17 protein-coding genes are annotated in these 19035 nt (G+C 71.1%); 7 read left to right on the top strand and 10 right to left on the bottom strand.

The window, feature by feature from the left end:
- The 5 genes from ABZ642_RS07175 to ABZ642_RS07195 form a co-directional block, all read right to left on the bottom strand.
- Complete coding sequence (locus ABZ642_RS07175) at positions 1 to 1845, bottom strand: M1 family aminopeptidase (protein ID WP_360478443.1); 1845 nt, start codon at positions 1843 to 1845, stop codon at positions 1 to 3.
- Positions 1846 to 2005: 160 nt separating this feature from the next.
- The gene (locus ABZ642_RS07180; RefSeq protein WP_360478446.1) at positions 2006 to 2605 is read right to left on the bottom strand and encodes a hypothetical protein; all 600 of its coding nucleotides are present in this window, start codon (positions 2603 to 2605) and stop codon (positions 2006 to 2008) included.
- Positions 2602 to 4308 (bottom strand): PHP domain-containing protein, encoded by a 1707-nt coding sequence (locus ABZ642_RS07185; RefSeq protein WP_360478449.1) that lies wholly within the window; start codon positions 4306 to 4308, stop codon positions 2602 to 2604. The genes ABZ642_RS07180 and ABZ642_RS07185 overlap by 4 nt, the downstream gene beginning before the upstream one ends.
- 251 nt (positions 4309 to 4559) lie before the next feature.
- The gene (katG, locus tag ABZ642_RS07190; protein WP_360478452.1) at positions 4560 to 6752 is read right to left on the bottom strand and encodes a catalase/peroxidase HPI; all 2193 of its coding nucleotides are present in this window, start codon (positions 6750 to 6752) and stop codon (positions 4560 to 4562) included.
- 43 nt (positions 6753 to 6795) lie between these two features.
- Positions 6796 to 7230, bottom strand: a complete 435-nt coding sequence (locus ABZ642_RS07195; RefSeq protein WP_360478455.1) for a Fur family transcriptional regulator — start codon at positions 7228 to 7230, stop codon at positions 6796 to 6798.
- A gap of 210 nt (positions 7231 to 7440) precedes the next feature.
- On the opposite strand from ABZ642_RS07195, the gene ABZ642_RS07200 reads away from it, so the two are divergent.
- The 5 genes from ABZ642_RS07200 to ABZ642_RS07220 all read left to right on the top strand — a co-directional run bounded on the left by ABZ642_RS07200 (position 7441) and on the right by ABZ642_RS07220 (position 10874).
- Complete coding sequence (locus ABZ642_RS07200; protein ID WP_360478458.1) at positions 7441 to 7815, top strand: sortase-dependent protein; 375 nt, start codon at positions 7441 to 7443, stop codon at positions 7813 to 7815.
- A complete protein-coding gene (locus tag ABZ642_RS07205) occupies positions 7812 to 8420 on the top strand; it encodes a class F sortase (RefSeq protein ID WP_360478461.1) in 609 nt (202 codons plus the stop codon). The genes ABZ642_RS07200 and ABZ642_RS07205 overlap by 4 nt, the downstream gene beginning before the upstream one ends.
- A gap of 94 nt (positions 8421 to 8514) precedes the next feature.
- Entirely contained in the window at positions 8515 to 9006 is a 492-nt protein-coding gene (locus ABZ642_RS07210) for an RNA polymerase sigma factor (protein ID WP_360478464.1), read from the top strand.
- Positions 8990 to 9448, top strand: a complete 459-nt coding sequence (locus tag ABZ642_RS07215) for a hypothetical protein (protein ID WP_360478467.1) — start codon at positions 8990 to 8992, stop codon at positions 9446 to 9448. Before ABZ642_RS07210 ends, ABZ642_RS07215 begins: the two co-directional genes overlap by 17 nt.
- 301 nt (positions 9449 to 9749) lie before the next feature.
- On the top strand, positions 9750 to 10874 hold the full coding sequence (locus tag ABZ642_RS07220; protein WP_360478470.1) for an acyltransferase: 1125 nt from the start codon (positions 9750 to 9752) through the stop codon (positions 10872 to 10874).
- 4 nt (positions 10875 to 10878) lie between these two features.
- Here ABZ642_RS07220 and ABZ642_RS07225 read toward each other — a convergent pair whose 3' ends face one another.
- Entirely contained in the window at positions 10879 to 13011 is a 2133-nt protein-coding gene (locus ABZ642_RS07225; protein ID WP_360478473.1) for a discoidin domain-containing protein, read from the bottom strand.
- A 176-nt stretch (positions 13012 to 13187) separates the two neighbouring features.
- On the bottom strand, positions 13188 to 13892 hold the full coding sequence (locus ABZ642_RS07230) for an SDR family oxidoreductase (RefSeq protein ID WP_360478476.1): 705 nt from the start codon (positions 13890 to 13892) through the stop codon (positions 13188 to 13190).
- 282 nt (positions 13893 to 14174) lie between these two features.
- Here ABZ642_RS07230 and ABZ642_RS07235 point away from each other — a divergent pair, with 282 nt between their 5' ends.
- On the top strand, positions 14175 to 15095 hold the full coding sequence (locus tag ABZ642_RS07235; RefSeq protein ID WP_360478479.1) for an SGNH/GDSL hydrolase family protein: 921 nt from the start codon (positions 14175 to 14177) through the stop codon (positions 15093 to 15095).
- A 134-nt stretch (positions 15096 to 15229) separates the two neighbouring features.
- Positions 15230 to 15721, top strand: a complete 492-nt coding sequence (locus tag ABZ642_RS07240) for a peptidylprolyl isomerase (protein WP_360478482.1) — start codon at positions 15230 to 15232, stop codon at positions 15719 to 15721.
- Positions 15722 to 15756: 35 nt separating this feature from the next.
- Here the strand turns inward: ABZ642_RS07240 and ABZ642_RS07245 are convergent, their stop codons facing one another.
- From ABZ642_RS07245 to ABZ642_RS07255, 3 genes are all read right to left on the bottom strand, one after another.
- Positions 15757 to 16761, bottom strand: a complete 1005-nt coding sequence (locus ABZ642_RS07245) for an MASE1 domain-containing protein (protein ID WP_360478917.1) — start codon at positions 16759 to 16761, stop codon at positions 15757 to 15759.
- A gap of 107 nt (positions 16762 to 16868) precedes the next feature.
- Positions 16869 to 17696, bottom strand: a complete 828-nt coding sequence (locus ABZ642_RS07250; protein WP_360478485.1) for a PP2C family protein-serine/threonine phosphatase — start codon at positions 17694 to 17696, stop codon at positions 16869 to 16871.
- Between the two features lie 187 nt (positions 17697 to 17883).
- Positions 17884 to 18987, bottom strand: a complete 1104-nt coding sequence (locus ABZ642_RS07255) for a GNAT family N-acetyltransferase (RefSeq protein ID WP_360478488.1) — start codon at positions 18985 to 18987, stop codon at positions 17884 to 17886.
- Between the last annotated feature and the right edge of the window lie 48 nt (positions 18988 to 19035).

Here is a 19035-nt window from a genome sequence, read left to right on the forward strand (position 1 = left end):
TCAGCCGATGATGCGGTGGGTGGTCCAGAACGACGTCAGGTCCGTGGTCGTGGCGGCCTGTGCGGCGGCCTTGAACTCGGCCGTGGTCGAGACGCCGTACCAGTGCGAAGTGGCGTAGTCCTTCAGGAGTTTGGCCATCGCGGTGTCACCCAGGGTGCGGCGCAGATCGTGCAGGGCGCACTTGCCGTAGCCGTAGACGACGGTGGAGTAGCGGGACGAGTGGGCGTCCCAGTAGGCCATCGAGTTGGTGATGTTCTCCGCGGACGAGGCCCAGGAGACGCTGTTCCAGCAGTTCGTGCCGGTGCTGCCCAGGGCCAGGTCGGTGGCGTAGTCGGTGAACGCCTCGTCCAGCCAGGGGCTGTTGTACTCGTCGTCGCCGACGATGCCGTAGAACCACTGGTGGCCGATCTCATGGGTGAGCGCCGTGGTGCTGACCAGGTCGAGGACGAAGCCGGGGTACTCCATGCCACCGAACCAGAAGTTGTTGTCGATGACGGCGTCCAACTCGCCGTACGGGTAGGCGCCGAAGCGGCCGGCGTGGGCGTCGACCGCGGTCTTCGCGGTGGTGAGCATGGACTGCGCGCTGGACGAACTGATGCCCGAGACCGAGTAGATGTTGATCGGGGTGCCCGCCGACGAGGTACCCGAGATCTTGGTGAACGGGCCCGCCGCCCACGCGAAGTCGCGGACCTTGGACGCGGTGGCCGTGGTGACCGTGCGTCCGCTGGTGCCGGGGGTGTCGACCGAGGTGCCGGTGGCCGGGACCAGCAGGGTGGTCGGGTGGTCGAGGGTCACCTTGAAGTCGGCGGCCAGGGAGTAGAAGGACTCGCCGTTGTTCGTGTACGGGTCCAGGTGCCAGCCCGAGCCGTCCTTGACCGCGAGGACCGGCAGCGCGTTGCCGATCATGTTGAAGGCACCGTCGTGGCCGAACCGGTCGGCGCCGCTCGGGACGGTGATCCCCAGGTCGAAGCCGATCGTGGTCGACTGGCCCTGCGCCAGCGGGGTCGGCAGCGCGATCTGGAGGGCCGTGCAGGCCACCGAGAGGGCGCCCGCGGTGCCGCCGGTGACGTTGGTGACCGTGATCGGCGGTGCGGAGCAGGTGCCGTGGTAGTTGTCCCACAGCCTCAGGTACACCTCGGTGAGCGGGGTGGCCGAGGCGTTGGTGAAGGTCGTGCTCTCGTGTCCGGTCCAGACGGTACCGGCGGTGTTGCTGCTGAGACTGACGGTGTACGACGGGGCGGCCGGCGTGCGCGTCGAGTCGGCCGGCGGGGTGGTGTCGCCGGAGGTGTTGAGGGCGATGTCGTCCAGGACGAAGCTCGTCTGGAGGCTGGAGTCCTCGGTACCGGTGAAGGCGAGGCTCACGGTCTGCCCGGCGAACGCCGACACGTCCAACGACTTCTGGACGTAGCCGGTGGCCTTGTTCAGGTTCGAGTACGTCGCCAGGGTCGTGCTGCCGATCTTCGCCGTGAGTTTGTCGTACGCGGTGGACGAGGTCGTCTCGGCGGTGTCGATGTGCAGCCAGAAGGTGAGGGTGGCGCTGCTGCACCCGGACGGGATCGTGACGCTCTGGGTGAGCGTGTCGGTGTGCGTGCCGCCGACGCCGTCGAGCCAGGCGAAGCTCGTGCCGCCGTGGGCGCTCTGCCCGGTGCGGCTGGTGATCACGCTGGTCGACGACTGCGTCCAGGGCGAAGTGCCGCTCTCGAAGCCGCCATTGGTGAGCACCTGGGTCGGGGTGCAGGCCGCCTCCTCGGCGGCCGACGCGGTGCTGCCGGGGAGCAGGGCCGCGGCCAGCGCCGCGACGGCCAACGCACTGGTGACGAAGGCCTTGTGGGGGGTCGATCTCACACGAAACTCCTTTGCGGCGACCGGGATACCGGTCTGCTCGGTGACCACTTGGCCGGCAGGGGTGTGCCGGGGAGCGGCCACAGGTCACGCGTTACGAGTGGTGCGAGTCCGAAGCCTGACAGATTTGACCAGGCCATGTCACTAAGGGATAACCCGCGCGTCAGGGGTGGTCCGCGCAGCACGGGGTGGGGTTGGGGACCTCGAAGGGGGCCAGCAGGCCTCCAGCCGCGGGGACCAGGGCCAGGGTGAGGACGCCGTCGCGCCACTCCGGGCGTACGTGGTCCTGCGTCAGGATCCGCGTGGCGGGCGGGAGTTCGGCGGCCGGTGCGCCGAGCACCACCAGGCGTTCGACGGCGGTGCGGTCGAGGATCGTGCCCGCGGTGACCGTGCCGGTGAGGTGCCGCACGCCCGGATAGACGACCGCCCGGCCGGAGGTGCGGGGTGCGGCGGCCGCCCGGCGGGCGCTGTCCACCGCGTCGTCCGGGCCGTGGGTGCGGTCGGCCAGGGCCACGCCCGTACCCTCGGGCAACGCCGTCAGCAGCTCCTGCCACACCGCGCCCGGGTCCGGGACGGCCAGCGACACCGTCGTACCCCGGCGCTGGTCGGTGCGGTGCAGGTGGGTGCAGGCGAACACGCCCTCCGGGAGCGCCAGTCGGCCCAGCAGCTCGTGGATCAGATGGTCCGCCTCGCGCAGGGTCGCCGTACCGGCGTCCACCCCGATGACGGGATGGACGCCGGCGGCGCGGTGCGGGGAGGTCATGCGGGCAGGACCCACATCGGGTTGGAGTAGAACCACAGGTCCTTCCACGGGTCGGCGTCCCCGAGGACGTCGATGGCCGGGCCCGCCGGGTCCACGGCGGGCCCGTTGATGCCGACCGCCGAGCGGTTTCCGTCGGTGCCGCGCAGCCGGACGTAGACCGGCTTGTCGAGGCGGCCGAGGGAGTACGTCAGCCGGACGGCGCCGGTGGCCTTGTCGACCTCGAAGGACTTCACGACCCTGGTGGCGGGCGCGGCGAAGGTGTCCTTGTCGCTCGCCTTGCCGGTGACGGCGCCCTGGATGACGTCGACGCGGGCCAGGACCGGCACGAACTGCGCCCAGTTGGGGCCGTTGGCGAGGCTGATCTCGACGACCAGGTCGACCTGGCTGCCCTTGCGGACCTGGAGCACGCCGCCGAGGGTGACCGCGTGGGAGCCGGAGCGCAGCTGGGCGTTGAGGCCGCTGATCAGGCCGCCGTGGTCGACCCAGACCCGGCCGGCCCGGATGCCGTCCATGACCGACTTGTAGGAGAAGGAAGCCGCGCCGACGTGGGTGCGGGAGTACTGGCCGGGCCAGAAGTCGGTGTCGGTGAGACTGACACTGCCGCCGTAGACCGGGTCGTTGTAACGGCCGTTGGCGTTGAAGTCGCTGTTGGGGCCGCGCACCGCGGTGTCGGCGTACACGTTGTGGGAGTCGGAGTTGGCGGTGATCCACCAGGGCTTGCCCTCGGCGAGCAGGCTGTCCCAGAGGCCGCCGACGGTGGCGGTCATCCAGTCGAAGCCGCCCCAGGTGCGGTAGCTCTCCAGCGGGTAGCCGCCGAAGGAGTCCGCGCTCGGGCTGTTGTCGTAGATGCCTCGCGCGGAGCCGGGGCCGTTCGGCTTGGGCAGGCCGCCCGCCTGGTGGCCGGGGGCGCCCTCCATGCCGACGGCGATCGACGGCTGGGCGTCGCGCCAGGCACGGATCTCGTGCGGGGAGTCGATGCCCTTGCGCGCCGGGTGGTTGGCGAGGAAAAGGGCGTCCTTGACCTTGCGGCGCTGCACCTGCTCGGCGAGGAAGTTCAGGCCGGAGATGGCCAGCGCCTCGTTGGCCGGGGTGTTGGCGGAGGCTCCCTTGACCGAACCGTCGAAGGAGTTCTCGAACTCCTTGAGGACGGCGACCTCGTTCTTGCCGGGGTGGACGAAGACGGTGCCGTGCTCGGCGGCCGGGATGTTCCACTCCAGTCCCTGGAAGACCAGCGTGTCGTCGATCTCGTCACGGGCCGCGAGGATGTCCGGGTTGACCTTCTCGACACCGATCTTGGCGTGCTGCTCGCTGCCGTGGTCGGTGATGACCATCCAGTCCAGGCCGTGCGCGTTGGCCTGCCGGACGTGGTCGACGACCCGGTACTTGGCGTCCGAGCTGTACTGGGTGTGGATGTGGTGGTCGCCTGCCAGCCACAGGAAGTCGCCGGAGCGGCCGCTCCGGGAGTGGGAGGAGGAGACCGAGGCCGCGGCCTGACCCGCGCCGGCGAGGACGCTGCCGGCCGCGAGGCCCGCGCCGAGCAGACCGGTGCGGCGCAGCATCGAGCGGCGGGAGAGCTGACCGGGCGTCAGCTCCTCGTCGGGGACCGACAGATCGAGGGCGGGCGGCAGCGACGAGGCGTCGGCGTCCGTGTGGTGGTGATGGTGGTGGTGATGACCGTGGTCGTGGCTGTGACCGTGACTCATGCGCGAACTCCCGCGGACCGTCGGGACGGGGGGGGCGACTCCAGGACGTGCAGAGTCTGCGAAGGTCGCGTGAACAGCGGGAGTCGAGGTCATGGTGAGGTAAAGAACCGCTGATGTGCAGCAAACTACGGGTAGTTGGCACGTAAAGCGGACGTGGAGCAGTGCACGCGGACGCAAAGACGCCCGGGCCGGCCGGTGAGGCCGGCCCGGGCGTCGTGCGCCGGGCTTCGCCGGGATCGGACCCGCCGGGATCAGACCAGGTCGAACCGGTCCGCGTTGGCGACCTTCGCCCAGGCGGCGACGAAGTCCTTCACGAACTTCTCCTTGGCGTCGTCGCTCGCGTAGACCTCGGCGACCGCGCGCAGCTCGGAGTTGGAGCCGAAGACCAGGTCGGCACGAGTGCCGGTCCACTTGACCGCGCCGGTGGCGAGGTCACGGCCCTCGAAGGTGGTCTGGTCCTCGGAGGTCGACTTCCACTCCGTGCCGTAGTCGAGCAGGTTGGCGAAGAAGTCGTTGGTCAGCACACCCGGGGTCTCGGTGAGGACACCGTGCTTCGACCCACCCTGGTTGGCACCGAGCACACGCAGACCGCCGACCAGGACGGTCAGTTCGGGGGCGCTCAGGCCGAGCAGGTTGGCGCGGTCCAGGAGCAGGTACTCGGCCGGCAGGCGGTTGCCCTTGCCGAGGTAGTTCCGGAAGCCGTCGGCCGTCGGCTCCAGGGCCGCGAAGGACTCGGCGTCCGTGTGCTCGTCGGTCGCGTCGACCCGGCCGGCGGTGAAGGGCACCTCGATGTCGACGCCGGCGTCCTTGGCGGCCTTCTCCACGGCGGCGGCACCGCCGAGGACGATCAGGTCGGCCAGGGAGACCTTCTTGGCACCGGAGTTGAACTCCTGCTGGACGCCCTCCAGGACGCGCAGTACCTGGGCCAGCTCGTCGGGGTCGTTGGCCTCCCAGCCACGCTGCGGCTCCAGGCGGATGCGGGCGCCGTTGGCACCGCCGCGCTTGTCGCTGCCGCGGAACGTCGAGGCCGACGCCCAGGCGGTGGAGACCAGCTGCGAGACCGTCAGACCCGAGTCGAGGAGCTTGGCCTTGAGGGCCGTGACGTCGGCGGCGTCGATGACCTCGCCCTCGGCCGCCGGCAGCGGGTCCTGCCACAGCAGGGTCTCCGCCGGGACCTCCGGGCCGAGGTACAGGGACTTCGGGCCCATGTCACGGTGGGTCAGCTTGAACCAGGCGCGGGCGAAGGCGTCCGCGAACTCCTGCGGGTTCTCGTGGAACCGGCGGGAGATGGACTCGTAGATCGGGTCGAAGCGCAGCGACAGGTCGGTGGTGAGCATCGTGGGCAGACGCTTCTTCGACGGGTCGTGCGCGTCGGGGATGATCGCCTCGGCGTCCTTGGCGACCCACTGCTTGGCGCCGGCCGGGGACTCGCTCAGCTCCCACTCGTAGCCGAAGAGGATGTCGAAGAAGTCGTTGCTCCACCGGGTGGGCTTGGTGGTCCAGGTGACCTCCAGGCCGCTGGTGATCGCGTCGCCGCCCTTGCCGGTGCCGTAGGTGCTCTTCCAGCCGAGGCCCTGCTGCTCCATCGGCGCGCCCTCGGGCTCGGCGCCCACGTTCTCCGCGGGGCCGGCGCCGTGGGTCTTGCCGAAGGTGTGGCCACCGGCGATGAGGGCGACGGTCTCCTCGTCGTTCATCGCCATGCGGCGGAAGGTCTCCCGGATGTCGCGGGCCGCGGCGATCGGGTCCGGGTTGCCGTTGGGGCCCTCCGGGTTGACGTAGATGAGGCCCATCTGGACGGCGCCGAGCGGGCTCTCCAGGTCGCGGTCGCCGGTGTAGCGCTGGTCGTCCAGCCAGACCTTCTCGGGGCCCCAGTAGACGTCGTCCTCCGGCTCCCAGACGTCCACGCGGCCGCCGCCGAAGCCGAAGGTCTCGAAGCCCATCGACTCCAGGGCCACATTGCCGGTGAGGATCATCAGGTCGGCCCAGGAGATGGCCTGGCCGTACTTCTTCTTGACCGGCCACAGCAGCCGGCGGGCCTTGTCCAGGTTGCCGTTGTCCGGCCAGCTGTTGAGCGGGGCGAAGCGCTGCTGGCCGGCGCCGGCGCCGCCGCGGCCGTCGGAGATGCGGTAGGTGCCCGCGCTGTGCCAGGCCATCCGGATCATCAGCGGGCCGTAGTTGCCGAAGTCGGCCGGCCACCAGTCCTGCGAGGTGGTCAGCACCTCCGCGATGTCCCGTTTCACGGCCGCCAGATCAAGGCCCTGGAACGCCTCGGCGTAGTCGAAACCCCCGTCGAGCGGGTTCGCGACGGCGGGGTTCTTGGCAAGGATCTTCAGGTTGAGTCCCTCGGGCCACCACTGGCGGTTGCCGCCGCCCTGCGTGGGGTGCGGGGCACGGTCGTGCGCGACCGGGCACTTGCCCGCGGCGTTCTCCTGGGTCTCAGACATGGGGGAAATCCTTCCGGAAGGGGCGGATCAACGTACTCAGGAATTAATTACTGACAGTGGAACAGGCGGGGCACAGGCCCCAGTAGATGACCTCGGCCTCGTCGATGGCGAAGCCGTGGTCGTCCGAGGCGGTCAGGCACGGCGCTTCGCCGACCGCGCAGTCGACATCGGCGACGGCACCGCACGACCTGCACAGGACGTGGTGGTGGTTGTCGCCGACGCGCCCCTCGAACCGGGCCGGGCTGCCGGCCGGTTCGATACGGCGTATGAGTCCTGCCGTGGTGAGCGCGTGCAGCGCGTCGTACACGGCTTGAAGCGATATGTGGCCTACGCGCTCGCGGACGCCCGAGGCGACCCTTTCGACGTCCAGGTGGTCGCCGCCCCGGACGGTCTCCAGCAGCGCGACGCGGGCGGCCGTCACCCGCAGGCCGGCACCGCGCAGCTCGTCGGCGGTGGTCGGGGGCTGGGATGCGGTCATGACGCCAACCTATCCTCATAAACACGAGTGATTCAAGAAAACAAACCGTTCAAGTTTGATGCCGAAGCAGACAACCCCGCCCCTCGGCCGTCATCCGTCCGCGGACTTTGCCATCTCTTTACAACCCGTCCCGGCGCCGGGTCGTCTCTCCGTTCGATCCGTTACTCAGCCCGCCCTGACCAACGCGGGCCGACGAAAGAGAGCGTCTCCATGCGCCGAACTGTCCTGACCGCCACGGCACTCGCCTGCACCGCCGTCCTGGCCGGCACCGTGCCCGCGTTCGCCGACGGCACCAGCCCGAGCCCGGTGCCCACCGTGGCACCGTCCGCCGCCCCCTCCGCGGAACCCTCCGCCGTCCCGTCCCAGGCCCGGTCCGCCCAGCCCACCCGGGCCGCCACCCCCGCGCCCGCCCGGGACCGGGGCCAGGTCGCCGCCGTACCCCAGGGCGCGCCCGACACCGGGGTCGCGGAGCCGTCCTCGGACTCCGGCACCGAGAGCGCACTGATCGGCGGCGGCGCGGCGGCGGCACTCGCCGCGGGCGCCGTGGTCTTCGCCGTGCGTCGCCGCCGGGCGACCGGGGCATGACCTCGCTCTCCAGGCGCGCCTTCGTCACCGCCGCGACGGCCTCGCTGCTGGCGGGCTGCGCGGGGCAGGCGGCCCACTCGACGGCCACCGCCGTCCGCCGCGAGGAGCCGCCGGCGCCTTCGCCGTCCGCCACGCCGACCGCGCTCGGGCGTTCCGTGCCGGTCCGGCTGCGCATCCCGGCGATCGGCGTCGACACGCCGCTGCTGCGGCTGGGTCTGGCGGCCGACGGCACGGTGCAGGTGCCGCCGATCACCGCGCACGACCGGGCCGGCTGGTACCGCCACTCCCCCACCCCGGGGCAGGTCGGCCCGTCGGTGATCCTCGGCCATGTCACGGTCGGCTCCTACGGTGACGGCGTCTTCCGCCGGCTCGCGGAGCTGCACCGGGGCGAGCAGGCCGTGGCGCGTCTGGAGAACGGCCGGTCGGCGGTGTTCACCGTCGACGAGGTGCGTACGGTCGCCAAGGCCGAGTTCCCGACCGAGGACGTGTACGGGGACGTGGACCGCCCGGAGCTGCGGCTGATCACCTGCGGCGGCCCGCGGGGCGGCGACGGCTACCTCGACAACGTGATCGTCTTCGCCACGCTGACCGGCACGACAGCCTGACCCGGCGGACCCGGATGCGGGACCGGTGGAACGTACCGAACCGGTTCCGCATCCTCCTCATCGTCCCCGACGAGCCCTTCGACCCTGGAGAACGTTGAAACGGTCCCGTGACAAGGCGGCGTCCGAGCTCTTCGCCGCCCTGTACCCGCGCCTGGCCGGCTGGTGCCGCCGCCTGGTCGACGACGACGAGACGGCGCACGAGATCGCCTCGGAGGCGTTCACCCGGCTGTGGGCCCGGTGGACGTCGGTGGAGGAGCCCCGCGGGTTCCTCTATGTCACCGCGGCCAATCTCGTCCGGGACCACTGGCGCAAGCTGGAACGCGAGCGCCGGACCGTGCGCCGCGTCAGCTCGGAGGCCGCGACCCGCCCGCACGCCGAGCAGGCGGACCCCTCGGTACGGCTGCTGGTGCAGTCGCTGCCGGAGCGACTGCGCGTCCCGATCCTGCTGCACTACTACGCTGACATGCCGATCCGGGAGGTGTCCGAGCTGACCGGGCGCAAGGAGGGAACCGTCAAGGCCGATCTGCACGCGGCCCGTGAACTGCTCCGCGGCCATCTGAGGAGAAGCCTTGACCACACGCTTTGACGAGGAGCCGGAGTTCGACGGCCCCGACGATCCCCTCACCGTCGTGCTGCGGCCGCCGGCCGCCTATCTGGGCCCGCCGCCGGGCCGGTACGAGGAGATCCGGCGCGCCGCGGGCCGCCGCCGGCTGGTGCGTGCGGCGGCCGGGGCGGGGGTGACCTGTGCCGTCGCCCTCCTGGTGGCTTTGCCGATGCGTCTGACGACGCCCTCGGCACCGGTGTCCCCTCGGGTCCCCCTGGCGCCGCCGGCCGTCAGCCCCACGGCCCCGCACCGCACCCCGGTGTCGCCGGCGCCGCGCAGCCCCACGCCGAGCCCCAGCGCCACGCCCGAGCGGAGTCGCGCCACACAGGTCCCCACCCGTGGCGCCTCGACGGCTCCGTCGGCGATGCGCGTCGCGCCCTCCGCGGACCGGCCGAGCGCCGTCGCCACGCGGTCCCGGTCGTAGCGGAGTCAACACGACGAAGGGCCACATCACCCGTTCGTGCCCCCGCGTTTCGGCGCGCCGCCTGTCCTGCGAACGCGCGGGCCAGGGCGTCGGGGCGGGGGGTGCGGCGCCCCGCGAGGGCCACGGTCCGTGTCGGCCGTCCGGGTAGGGTCGCACCCGCCCATCCGGCCGCTACGGCCCGTTTGGCCGAGGCCGCTGCTCGGCGTTGGTGTGATGTTTCGTACGAGGCCGGAATGAAAGGTGTGGAACGGGCAACGCTCCGTTCCATGCTCCACGCGCGAACCCTCCGGCAGGTGACCTGATGACGACGGCGACCAAGGCCCCTCTGACCTCTCCGGCCGCCGCGCCACCCTCCTCCCGTACCCAGCCGTCCGCCCCCGCCCCCTCGCTGCCGTCCCTCACCGGGCTGAGATGGCTGGCCGCGCTGCTGGTCTTCGGACTGCACGTGCACAACTTCCGCTACTTCGGCGGCACCGGCGCCCGCTTCATGTCCTGGGGGTTCGAGGCCGGCGCGTCAGGGGTGTCGTTCTTCTTCGTGCTGTCCGGGTTCGTGCTGATGTGGTCCGCGCGGCCGGGTGACCGGGCGGGGCGTTTCTGGTGGCGGCGCGTCGCCCGGGTCTATCCGGTGCACCTGGTGACCGTCGCCGTCGCCCTGACGATGGCCCTCACGCTGCCCCGCCAGCCGAGGCCGACCCTGCCGCAGGGCCTGGCCGACGTCTTCCTGGTGCACTCCTGGTGGCGGCCTTGGTGGCAGACGCTGGACCCGGTCAGCTGGTCGCTGGCCTGCGAGGCCTTCTTCTACGCCGCCTTCCCGCTGCTGGCCCTGGTGCTGCGCCGGCTGGACGTGCGGGGCACCAGGCTGCTGGCCGCGCTGTCCGTGCTCGCGGTGCTGGCGCTGGCCTGGACGGACGCCCACCACTGGTGGGACCAGCCGATCAGCTCCTTCCCGGCGGCCCGGCTGCCCGAGTTCGTGCTCGGCGCGGCCGCCGCGCGGCTGGTGCTGCTCGGCCGCTGGCGCGGCCCCGGTCTGGAGGCCTCGCTCGCGCTGGCGATCATCGGTTACTTCCTGGTCCCGCAGTTCACCGACGAGTACGCGGCCACGGCGTGCACCATCACGGGTTTCGCGCTGCTCATCCCGGCGGCCGCCCTCGCGGACCTGCGCGGACTGCCCTCGCTGTGGCGGCGCCGGTGGCTGGTGCGCCTCGGCGAGCTGTCGTTCGCGTTCTACATGGTCCATCTGCTGGTGCTGCGGACGGGCACCCACCTGCTCGGTGCCCGCCCGCGCTTCGGCCCGCTCGCCGGGGCGGCCGCCACCATCGTCGCGTTCGCCGTGTCGCTGGGCCTGTCCTGGCTCCTCTACGAGGGAGTGGAACGGCCCGCGCGACGGCTGCTGCTGCGGCGCCCGGCCCGGCGGACGACGGCCTAGCCGGCTACGGGAACTGCGTCACCTTCGAGGGCACCGTGCTGGTCCCCGAGGTCGGCGCTCCCGTGGTGTTGACGACGTGGGCGTACTGGCCCATGCCACCCAGCGAGATCACCAGCAGGTCGTGCATCTTGATGCCCGAGCCGGTCGGCACCTGGAAGCCGTTGGACTGCACGATCGACGGGTCGGCCGTGTAGTTGCAGTAGCTGCCAAGTCCCCATGCCTCGTGGCTGGTCACGGTGTCGGCGACCTTGTAGGCCGCGTAACCGACGACGCCGTCGTGGCTGATGGCGGCGGCGTTCGGGGCGTCGTAGGCCTTCTCGTTCTGGAAGAAGATGGTGCGGCCCCGCTGGCCGTTCCAGTAGACGTCGTACTTGTTGAAGTGCTCGACGAACAGGCCGGTGGCGAGGACGTCGTTGCCGTTGACCCGGAGGCCGTAGTCGGCGCGGTTGGTGTCCCAGCCGACCCCGCTGCCGTGGTCGGCGCGCCAGAGCCAGGTGTGGTCGATGATGACGTTGTTGCTGTTGACGACCACGGAGTTGGTGGCGAGGCCGGGTCCGGCACCGCCGACGCGGACGAACACGTCCTGCATGCTGGTGGGGTTGGCGGAGTGGTCGGCGCTGGAACCGGGGTCGCCGATCCGCAGCAGGGTGTCGGAGTTGACCGAGCCCGCGTCGATGAGGAACCCGGCGAGCTTCACGCCGTCGACGTCGGCCACGTGCACGGCGTCGACGCCGTTGTCCGGGACCAGGGTGGCCAGGCCCAGGCCGAGGACGACGGTGTTGGCGCGGGTGACGTTGATCGTCTGGTCGAGGTGGTAGATGCCCGGGGTGAAGAGCAGGTTGAGGCCCTGGGCGAGGGCCTGGTTGATGGTGGCGGCGGTGGCGCCGGGCTTGACGACGTAGAACTGGTCCAGCGGCAGCGAGGTGCCCGCGTTGGCCGGCCAGGAGACGCCCCGGGCGTTGGTGCGCTTCGCCGGGACGAAGACCTTGTAGGTGCTGCCGTCCAGGTACAGGAACGGCTTCTCGCGCGAGACCGGGGTGGTGTCCAGCGTGGTGTACGGACCGGAGTCGAAGTTGGTCGCGGGTGCGCCCTGGACTCCGGAGAAGGTCATGTTCCAGACGCCGTTGGTCCAGCCGCCGACCGAGCTGTCCCGGGTGTACCACTGCTGCTGGGAGTACGGACCGACCGTGCCGTCGATCTTCGAGTCGGCGATGTAGCCGCCGGAGGCCCAGCCGTAGCCGTTCGGGGCCAGGTTGAGGCCGCCCTTGACGTGGATACGACGGAAGGGGGCCGCCTGAGCCACGGCCCAGCGATCCGTCCCGTTCGACGGGGTGATGGCGAGGTTCTCCGCCGAACGCCAGAAGTTCTGCGTGGCGTTGCCGTTGAACCAGCCGGCGTCGACCGTGACGTCACCGTTGATCTGGGTGTCGTCGGGGTTGAGGCCCAGGCCGGAGATCGAGGTGTAGAAGCCGATCTGGGCGTTGATGCCGTTGTAGGTCCCCGGCTTGAGCAGGAACTGGTAGCGGCCGGTGCCGAACTGGGCCGACTCCTGCTGGGCGAAGACGGAGTCGAACTTCTGCTGGAGGTTCGGCGTGGAGGGGTCCACGACGATCACGTTCGGGCCGAGGTCGCCGCCGCCCTGGACCGGGGGCGTGCCGGTCGTGGTGCCGAAGACCTGGAACTCCCAGAGCGAGTAGCCGTACTGGGTGGCACGGTGCACGCCCTGCATCCGGACGTAACGGCCCTGGCCGGAGACGGCGAGGGTGTCGGTGCCGCCGTCCCCGCCGGTGACCGACGTGAGGTCGGTCCAGCTGCTGCCGTTCGCGGAGATCTGGAGCTTGTAGTCCTTGCCGTAGGCGGTCTCCCAGTTGAGGACCACCTGGGAGACCGTGGCGGTGGCGCCGAGGTCGACCTGGAGCCACTGGTCGTCGGTGAAGGCGGACGACCAGCGGGTCCCGGTGTTGCCGTCGACCGCGTTCGCCGCCACGGTTCCGGCGTTCTCCTCGGAGGAGGCGGTGGCCGTCTTTCCCTGGGACAGGGGGGTGTCGGCGGCCTGGGCCGCCGGGGCGTGCACGGTGGGCAGGGCGAGCAGCGCCGCCATGGCGGCGAGCGCAACGCCCAGGGATCTCAGTCTCATCAGCGGCTCCCTGAGATGGGCACGGACGCGCCCGACGGACGTGTCTCCGTGCTTAGTTCAGGATTTGATTTAAGTGATGAGGCAACCGGGCGACAACCCTTCGGCACCGGAATTTTCGACGACCGCCCCTCCGCGACCGGGCGGAGGGAGGCCGACGGGCGGTCAGGGGGCCGGCGTCACCGGGCGGCGAGTCGCTCGTACATGGCGGCGGGGTCGCCGGACAGGGCGCCCTTGACCCAGCGGGTGAGGTCGTCGGCGAGCACCTCGAAGGCGTCCGACTCGACGCCGTCGAGGGCCGCCGCGGCGATGTCCTGCGGGCTCGTCTTGGGCGCGTCGATGTGGGCCGCCATGTCGGTGTCGACATACCCCATGTGCAGGCCGGTGACGCCGATGCCCTGCGGCTTCAGCGCCACGCGCAGGCTGTTGGTCTGCGACCAGAACGCCGCCTTGGAGGCGCTGTAGGCGCCGCCCTCGGCGAACCAGGACAGCACCGAGTGGACGTTCAGGATGTGGCCGCCGCCGTTGCGCTCGATCAGCGGGACGAAGGCGCGGGTGAGCAGCAGCGGCCCGTAGAAGTTGATCTCGAACTCGCGGCGGATGTCGTCGAGCGAGGAGGTCAGGAAGCGGGTGCCGCTGGCGACCCCCGCGTTGTTGACCAGGAGGGTGACGTCCTGGGCCTGCTCGGCGACCGCGGCCACGGAGTCGGGGTCGGTGACCTCCAGCGCCAGCGGGACCGCGTCGGGGTGGGTGACGGAACGCGGATCGCGGGCGGTGGCGTAGACCTTGCCGGCGCCGCGTGCGTACAACTCCTCCACCAGCGCCTTTCCGACGCCCCGGCTGCCGCCGGTGACGAGGACGACGGAGTCCTTGATCGCGGTCATGACACTCACACTCCAGACTTGGACAGAGCCCGGAAACCGATCGGTTTCCGACGACTGAGGCCATCGTAAACCGATCGGTTTCCCACTTCAATCGCGGAGGGTGACGCCCGGCCGCCGGCCGCATCGGACGCCCTTACGGGCAGGGCGAGTTACTCGATCCAGTTGATTGCGTCCGACCTCTGGCTCCGGACTCCTACCGGGCGGTATACAGACCCGACACACGCGTGCGGGCCGCCCGTCGGGACCGGTTCCGCGCGCGTCCCGGTTCCAGGGGGGATCTCCATGGCGTACGGCACCCCGTCCGACGGTTCGGCGAGACGGCACCGGCGGAAGGCCACCGTCGCGGCGGCGCTGGGCGGCTGCGCCCTGGTGGCCGCGTCCACGACACCGGCCGCCGCGCACGGCGGCGACCACCACGGCGGCCACGACCGCGGCACCAGCTATGCGGCGCTCGGCGACTCCTACACCTCGGGCCCCGTCATCCCGACGCAGGTCGACGCCAACTGCGCCCGCTCCGACCACAACTACCCCTCGCTGGTGGCGGCGGCGCGGCACGTCAGCGCGTTCAAGGACGTGAGCTGCGGCGGTGCGACGACCGCGGAGATGTGGAAGGCGCAGGGCACCAACGGCCCTCAGCTCGACGCCGTCCGGCGGGACACCGACCTGGTGACGGTCCAGATCGGCGGCAACGACATCGGGTTCAGCTCCATCATCGGCACCTGCGCGACGCTCGGTGCCACGGACCTGACGGGCAACCCCTGCCAGCGGTACTACAACGCCTCCGGCACCGACCAGCTGACGGTCAGGATCGCGCAGACCGCACCCAAGGTCGACAAGGTGCTGCGGGCCGTCCGCGCCCGGGCCCCGCACGCCCGGATCCTGGTCGTCGGCTACCCCGACCTGCTGCCCGACGACGGCAGCGGCTGCTATCCGACGGTGCCCTTCGCCGCCAAGGACTTCCCCTACCTCCGGGACGTCGGGAAGCGGCTGAACCTCATGCTGCGCCTGGTCGCCGCGTGGAACGGCGCCCGGTACGTGGACACCTACGGTCCGACCGTGGGCCACGACATGTGCAAGGCCCCCGCCGACCGCTGGATCGAGCCCCTCCAGCCGACCTCACCGGCGGCTCCCGCCCACCCCAACGCCAAGGGCGAGGCGGCCATGGCCGGGGCGGTGCTGGAGCGGCTGGGCAGGCGGTACTAGGGGCTGGTCGGCAGCGGCTCGGGGGCCGTGCCCCACGGGGGTGGCGGCGCCCGAGCGGCTCGGACGGTCCGACACCACGGGCTGTCCGCCCCCGTGGAAGGGACCGGGGGACGGTTCGCGATAGGTTGGCCTGCATGAGCGACAACGTTTATTTCGACATCTCGATCAACAACGAGCCGGCCGGCCGGATCGTGTTCAACCTGTTCGACGACGTGGTCCCGAAGACGGCCCGCAATTTCCGTGAGCTCGCCACCGGGCAGAACGGCTTCGGCTACGCCGGTTCGGGGTTCCACCGGGTCATCCCCCAGTTCATGCTCCAGGGCGGTGACTTCACCCGCGGTGACGGCACCGGCGGCAAGAGCATCTACGGCGAGAAGTTCCAGGACGAGAACTTCCAGCTCAAGCACGACCGCAAGTACCTGCTGAGCATGGCCAACGCGGGCCCGCACACCAACGGCTCGCAGTTCTTCGTCACCACCGTCCTGACTCCGTGGCTGGACGGCAAGCACGTGGTCTTCGGCGAGGTCGTCGAGGGCTCGGAGATCGTCGACAAGATCGAGGGCTACGGCAGCTCCAGCGGTGCGCCGAAGGCCAAGATCGAGATCACGGCCAGCGGCACCGTCTGACAGCGACCCCCACAGGTGACCGGGCGACCGCCCGGTCACCGTTTGTCACGTGCGCGCCGGAGTTCCTCGACCTCCGGCGGGGCGCGGCCGGCCGGGTGATCGTGCGCGGTGAGGTGTTCCAGGGCCTCGGCCAGTTCCTGGCAGGCCTCCTCGACGGAGAGCCGGGTGTTGCGCTGCTCGGTGATCACGGCCGACAGCAGCAGCGCGGTCAGGGCCAGCGAACCGTTGAACAGCTGGAGCTTCACCATCACCTCGACGCGGGACAGCCCGGCGAACGCGCCGGTGCCGGCCGTCGCGGCGACCGTGGCCAGCACCGACGCGAACAGGGCGCACAGCATGCTCCCCGCGAGCCGGAACCGCAGCGCGGCCCAGATCAGCAACGGGTAGACGAGGAAGAGCGCGCTCAGGGAGCTGCGCGTGGCCACGGGGACCAGGACGACCGCGACGGCCGAGAGAGCCAGGGCCTCCCGCCAGCGGGCGAACGCCGGGGGCCAGCGGGCGCCGAGCAGCACCAGCAGGACCGGGGTGACGATCAGGACGCCCATCGCGTCGCCGACCCACCACGCCAGCCAGATGGGCCAGAAGTGGGTCGCGGCGAGCTTGCCGGCGAGGATCAGCGTGACCACGTCGACGGTGGAGCTGATCAACATGGCGGCGAGCGCCCCGAGGAACACCAGGGCGAGGCCGTCCCGGAGCCGGCCCAGGTCGGTGCGGAAGCCGACCCGGCGCAGCATCACGTAGGCGCACACCGGCCCGGCCGTGTTGCCGAGGAGGATGCCCACGACGTCGGGTCCGGGCGTGCCGAGCGACAGCACGAGGAAGAAGGCGCCGAGTGTGACGCCCGGCCAGCAGCCCAGGCCGAAGACCAGGAGACAGGCCAGCGCGACTCCGGTCGACGGATAGATGGGGGTGAGTACGGCGCCCTCGACGGTGAGCCGGCACAGCAGGCCCAGCCGCCCTGCCGCGTAGTAGCAGGCGGCGACGGCCAGCGTCCGGAGGGCGAAGACCGCCGGCCGGCGCGGTTCCTGGATACCCACCACAGCAGCCATCAGACACCGAGGCGGCCGGGTCGGCGAGGCGGGAGCCACCTACGGCTCACCTGCCGGGCCGACGCCGGTCACCCCGCCCCCCTCGTCCGACGGGAACTTCAGGCCGTGCGGTCGACGCTGTCGTGGCCCACGACCAGGACCGCCGCGTCGTCCTCGTGGCCCACCTGTTCCGCGCCCTTGATCACGGCGGCGGCCAGGGAGTGTGCCTCCAGGCCGGCGACGGCGGCGATGCCGGCGAGCCGCACCACCTGGTCGAGCCCTTCCTGGATGCTCATCGACGGACCTTCCACCACCCCGTCCGTGAGCAGCACGAACATGCCCCCGGTGGTGAGCCGGAACTGGGACACCGGGTACTCGAAGCCCGGTGCGATGCCCAGCGGCGGGCCGCCCTCGTCCTCGCCGACCCCGGACTTTCCGTCCGCGGTCGCCCAGACGAAGGGGATGTGACCGGCCCGGGCGCTCTCCAGCACCCCGGTCTCCGGGTCGAGCCGCATGAACGTGCAGGTGGCGAAGAGGTCGTTGCCCAGGGAGACCAGCAGGTCGTTCGTCCGGGCCAGCAGTTCGCCCGGCTCGCTGGTCACCGAGGCGAGCGCCCGCAGCCCCGCCCTGACCTGGCCCATGAAGGCGGCCGCCTCGATGTTGTGACCCTGGACGTCGCCTATGGACAGGCCGATACGGCCGTCGGGCAGGGTGAACGCGTCGTACCAGTCGCCGCCCACGTTGAGCCCGTAGGTGGCGGGCGCGTACCGGACGGCCAGGTGGAAGCGGGGGGTGTCGGGCAGGTCCCGGGGCAGCATGCCGCGCTGCAGGGCGATGGCCAGCTCGACCTGGGAGCGCTGGTACTCGGCCCGCTCGCGTGCTTGCGCGGTGAGCGACCTGAGTCTGACCAGCAGCTCGTCGTCGTCCATTGAGCGCTTGCGGGGCATGGATCACTCCGGCCGGGGCGGCAGCCTTTCCAGGGCGAACCCTTAGATTTTTACCTTTACAGGATCATAGTGCGAATGGCGGGCACAGATCGATCGCACCGGCGACGGCCGGGCGGGGCCGGCCGTCGCCGTCCTGACCACGGGGCGGCCCGGCGGGCGCGGCGGGCTCGTGGTCCGGACGAGCGGTTCACTCCTGGCGGATCCCGTCGGGCCGGCGCGAGGCGCGCAGCGTGCCGACCGTCTTGAGCAACCGGTCCGCCGGCTCACGCAGCCGGGGATGGGCGAGGACGGTGTTGCGCAGCCCGCGGACCGGGCGGCGCCACAGCCGGTGCGCGGCGGCCACCGGATGGGTGCGGGTGACGAACCCCTCGCCCACGCGCAGTTCGCGGGTCTTGAGCCAGTCCTTGTACTCCTTGTCCCCGCGCCCGAGGTCGACAAGGGTCACACCGCCGCGCGCCGCGCCCTCGGCGGTGCGCAGATGCATCATCAACCCGGGTGAGTAGTAGTGCAGTTCGGGGTCGTAGGCGGTGAACCAGGCGGCCAGTACGCTGCCCGAGCGCGGCCCGAAGTGCGCGGCCACCGGGCGGTCGCCCGCGTAGAGCACGGAGAGCACACCGGTGAAGTGCTCCTCGCGGACATGGAAGAGGTGGTCCACGAGGTCGACGATCCAGGGGCGGGCGAAGCGGTCCATGCGTCCGGTCCGCCGGTACTGGGCGGACTTCCAGCGCATCAGGGTGCGCAGGGCCGCAGGGTCGCGCTCATCGAACTCGAAGCGCAGGTCGCCGATGTCGCGGCCGAGGCGCCGTTCCTTCTTCAGCGTGGTCTTCGCCAGGCCGGGGTAGGTGGCGCGCAGCCACTCGGGGTAGCCACCGTCGCCGGGTTTGACGTCGATCACCGGGGAGGCGAAGGTGCCGGTGACATGACCGGCGAACGGTCGCTGCTCGGCGACCAGATGGTCGAACTCGAAGATGGACATCCCGCACGCGCTCAGCAACTCCTGGGCGTCCCAGGTGACTCCGGGCCGGTGCACCAGTGCCTGGCAGTCGGAGAGGCCGAGGCCGATGGCCCGGCCCACGCCGAGGGCGTTGCGCTCGAAGGGGAAGAAGCCGACGGGTTCGCCGGCGTCGCGCAGGACCGCCACCCGGACGCCCCCGCGGTGTCTGCCGACCCCGATCGTGAACTCCGGGGCCAGAAAGGGATTGGCGTACTCCGGTGACTCGTCCATCGCGTGGTGCCAGGCCCGGCAGAGCGACTGGGTCAGCTCGCCGGGTCTGTGGATCGTGATGTCCACCTCAGATCAACCGCCCTTCGGTTGACGAGGTGTGTGGCGCATGACTCC

This window comes from Streptomyces sp. NPDC007157, from assembly GCF_040634235.1.
Classification (GTDB): domain Bacteria; phylum Actinomycetota; class Actinomycetes; order Streptomycetales; family Streptomycetaceae; genus Streptomyces.

What these genes read in the sequence shown, in the direction of transcription:
- ABZ642_RS07225 (WP_360478473.1), bottom strand. Translation starts at nt 13,011, where the DNA reads ATGAGACTGAGATCCCTGGGCGTTGCGCTCGCCGCCATGGCGGCGCTG.
- ABZ642_RS07195 (WP_360478455.1), bottom strand. Translation starts at nt 7,230, where the DNA reads ATGACCGCATCCCAGCCCCCGACCACCGCCGACGAGCTGCGCGGTGCC.
- ABZ642_RS07185 (WP_360478449.1), bottom strand. Translation starts at nt 4,308, where the DNA reads ATGAGTCACGGTCACAGCCACGACCACGGTCATCACCACCACCATCAC.
- ABZ642_RS07240 (WP_360478482.1), top strand. Translation starts at nt 15,230, where the DNA reads ATGAGCGACAACGTTTATTTCGACATCTCGATCAACAACGAGCCGGCC.
- katG (WP_360478452.1), bottom strand. Translation starts at nt 6,752, where the DNA reads ATGTCTGAGACCCAGGAGAACGCCGCGGGCAAGTGCCCGGTCGCGCAC.
- ABZ642_RS07205 (WP_360478461.1), top strand. Translation starts at nt 7,812, where the DNA reads ATGACCTCGCTCTCCAGGCGCGCCTTCGTCACCGCCGCGACGGCCTCG.
- ABZ642_RS07230 (WP_360478476.1), bottom strand. Translation starts at nt 13,892, where the DNA reads ATGACCGCGATCAAGGACTCCGTCGTCCTCGTCACCGGCGGCAGCCGG.
- ABZ642_RS07250 (WP_360478485.1), bottom strand. Translation starts at nt 17,696, where the DNA reads ATGCCCCGCAAGCGCTCAATGGACGACGACGAGCTGCTGGTCAGACTC.
- ABZ642_RS07235 (WP_360478479.1), top strand. Translation starts at nt 14,175, where the DNA reads ATGGCGTACGGCACCCCGTCCGACGGTTCGGCGAGACGGCACCGGCGG.
- ABZ642_RS07220 (WP_360478470.1), top strand. Translation starts at nt 9,750, where the DNA reads ATGACGACGGCGACCAAGGCCCCTCTGACCTCTCCGGCCGCCGCGCCA.
- ABZ642_RS07200 (WP_360478458.1), top strand. Translation starts at nt 7,441, where the DNA reads ATGCGCCGAACTGTCCTGACCGCCACGGCACTCGCCTGCACCGCCGTC.
- ABZ642_RS07180 (WP_360478446.1), bottom strand. Translation starts at nt 2,605, where the DNA reads ATGACCTCCCCGCACCGCGCCGCCGGCGTCCATCCCGTCATCGGGGTG.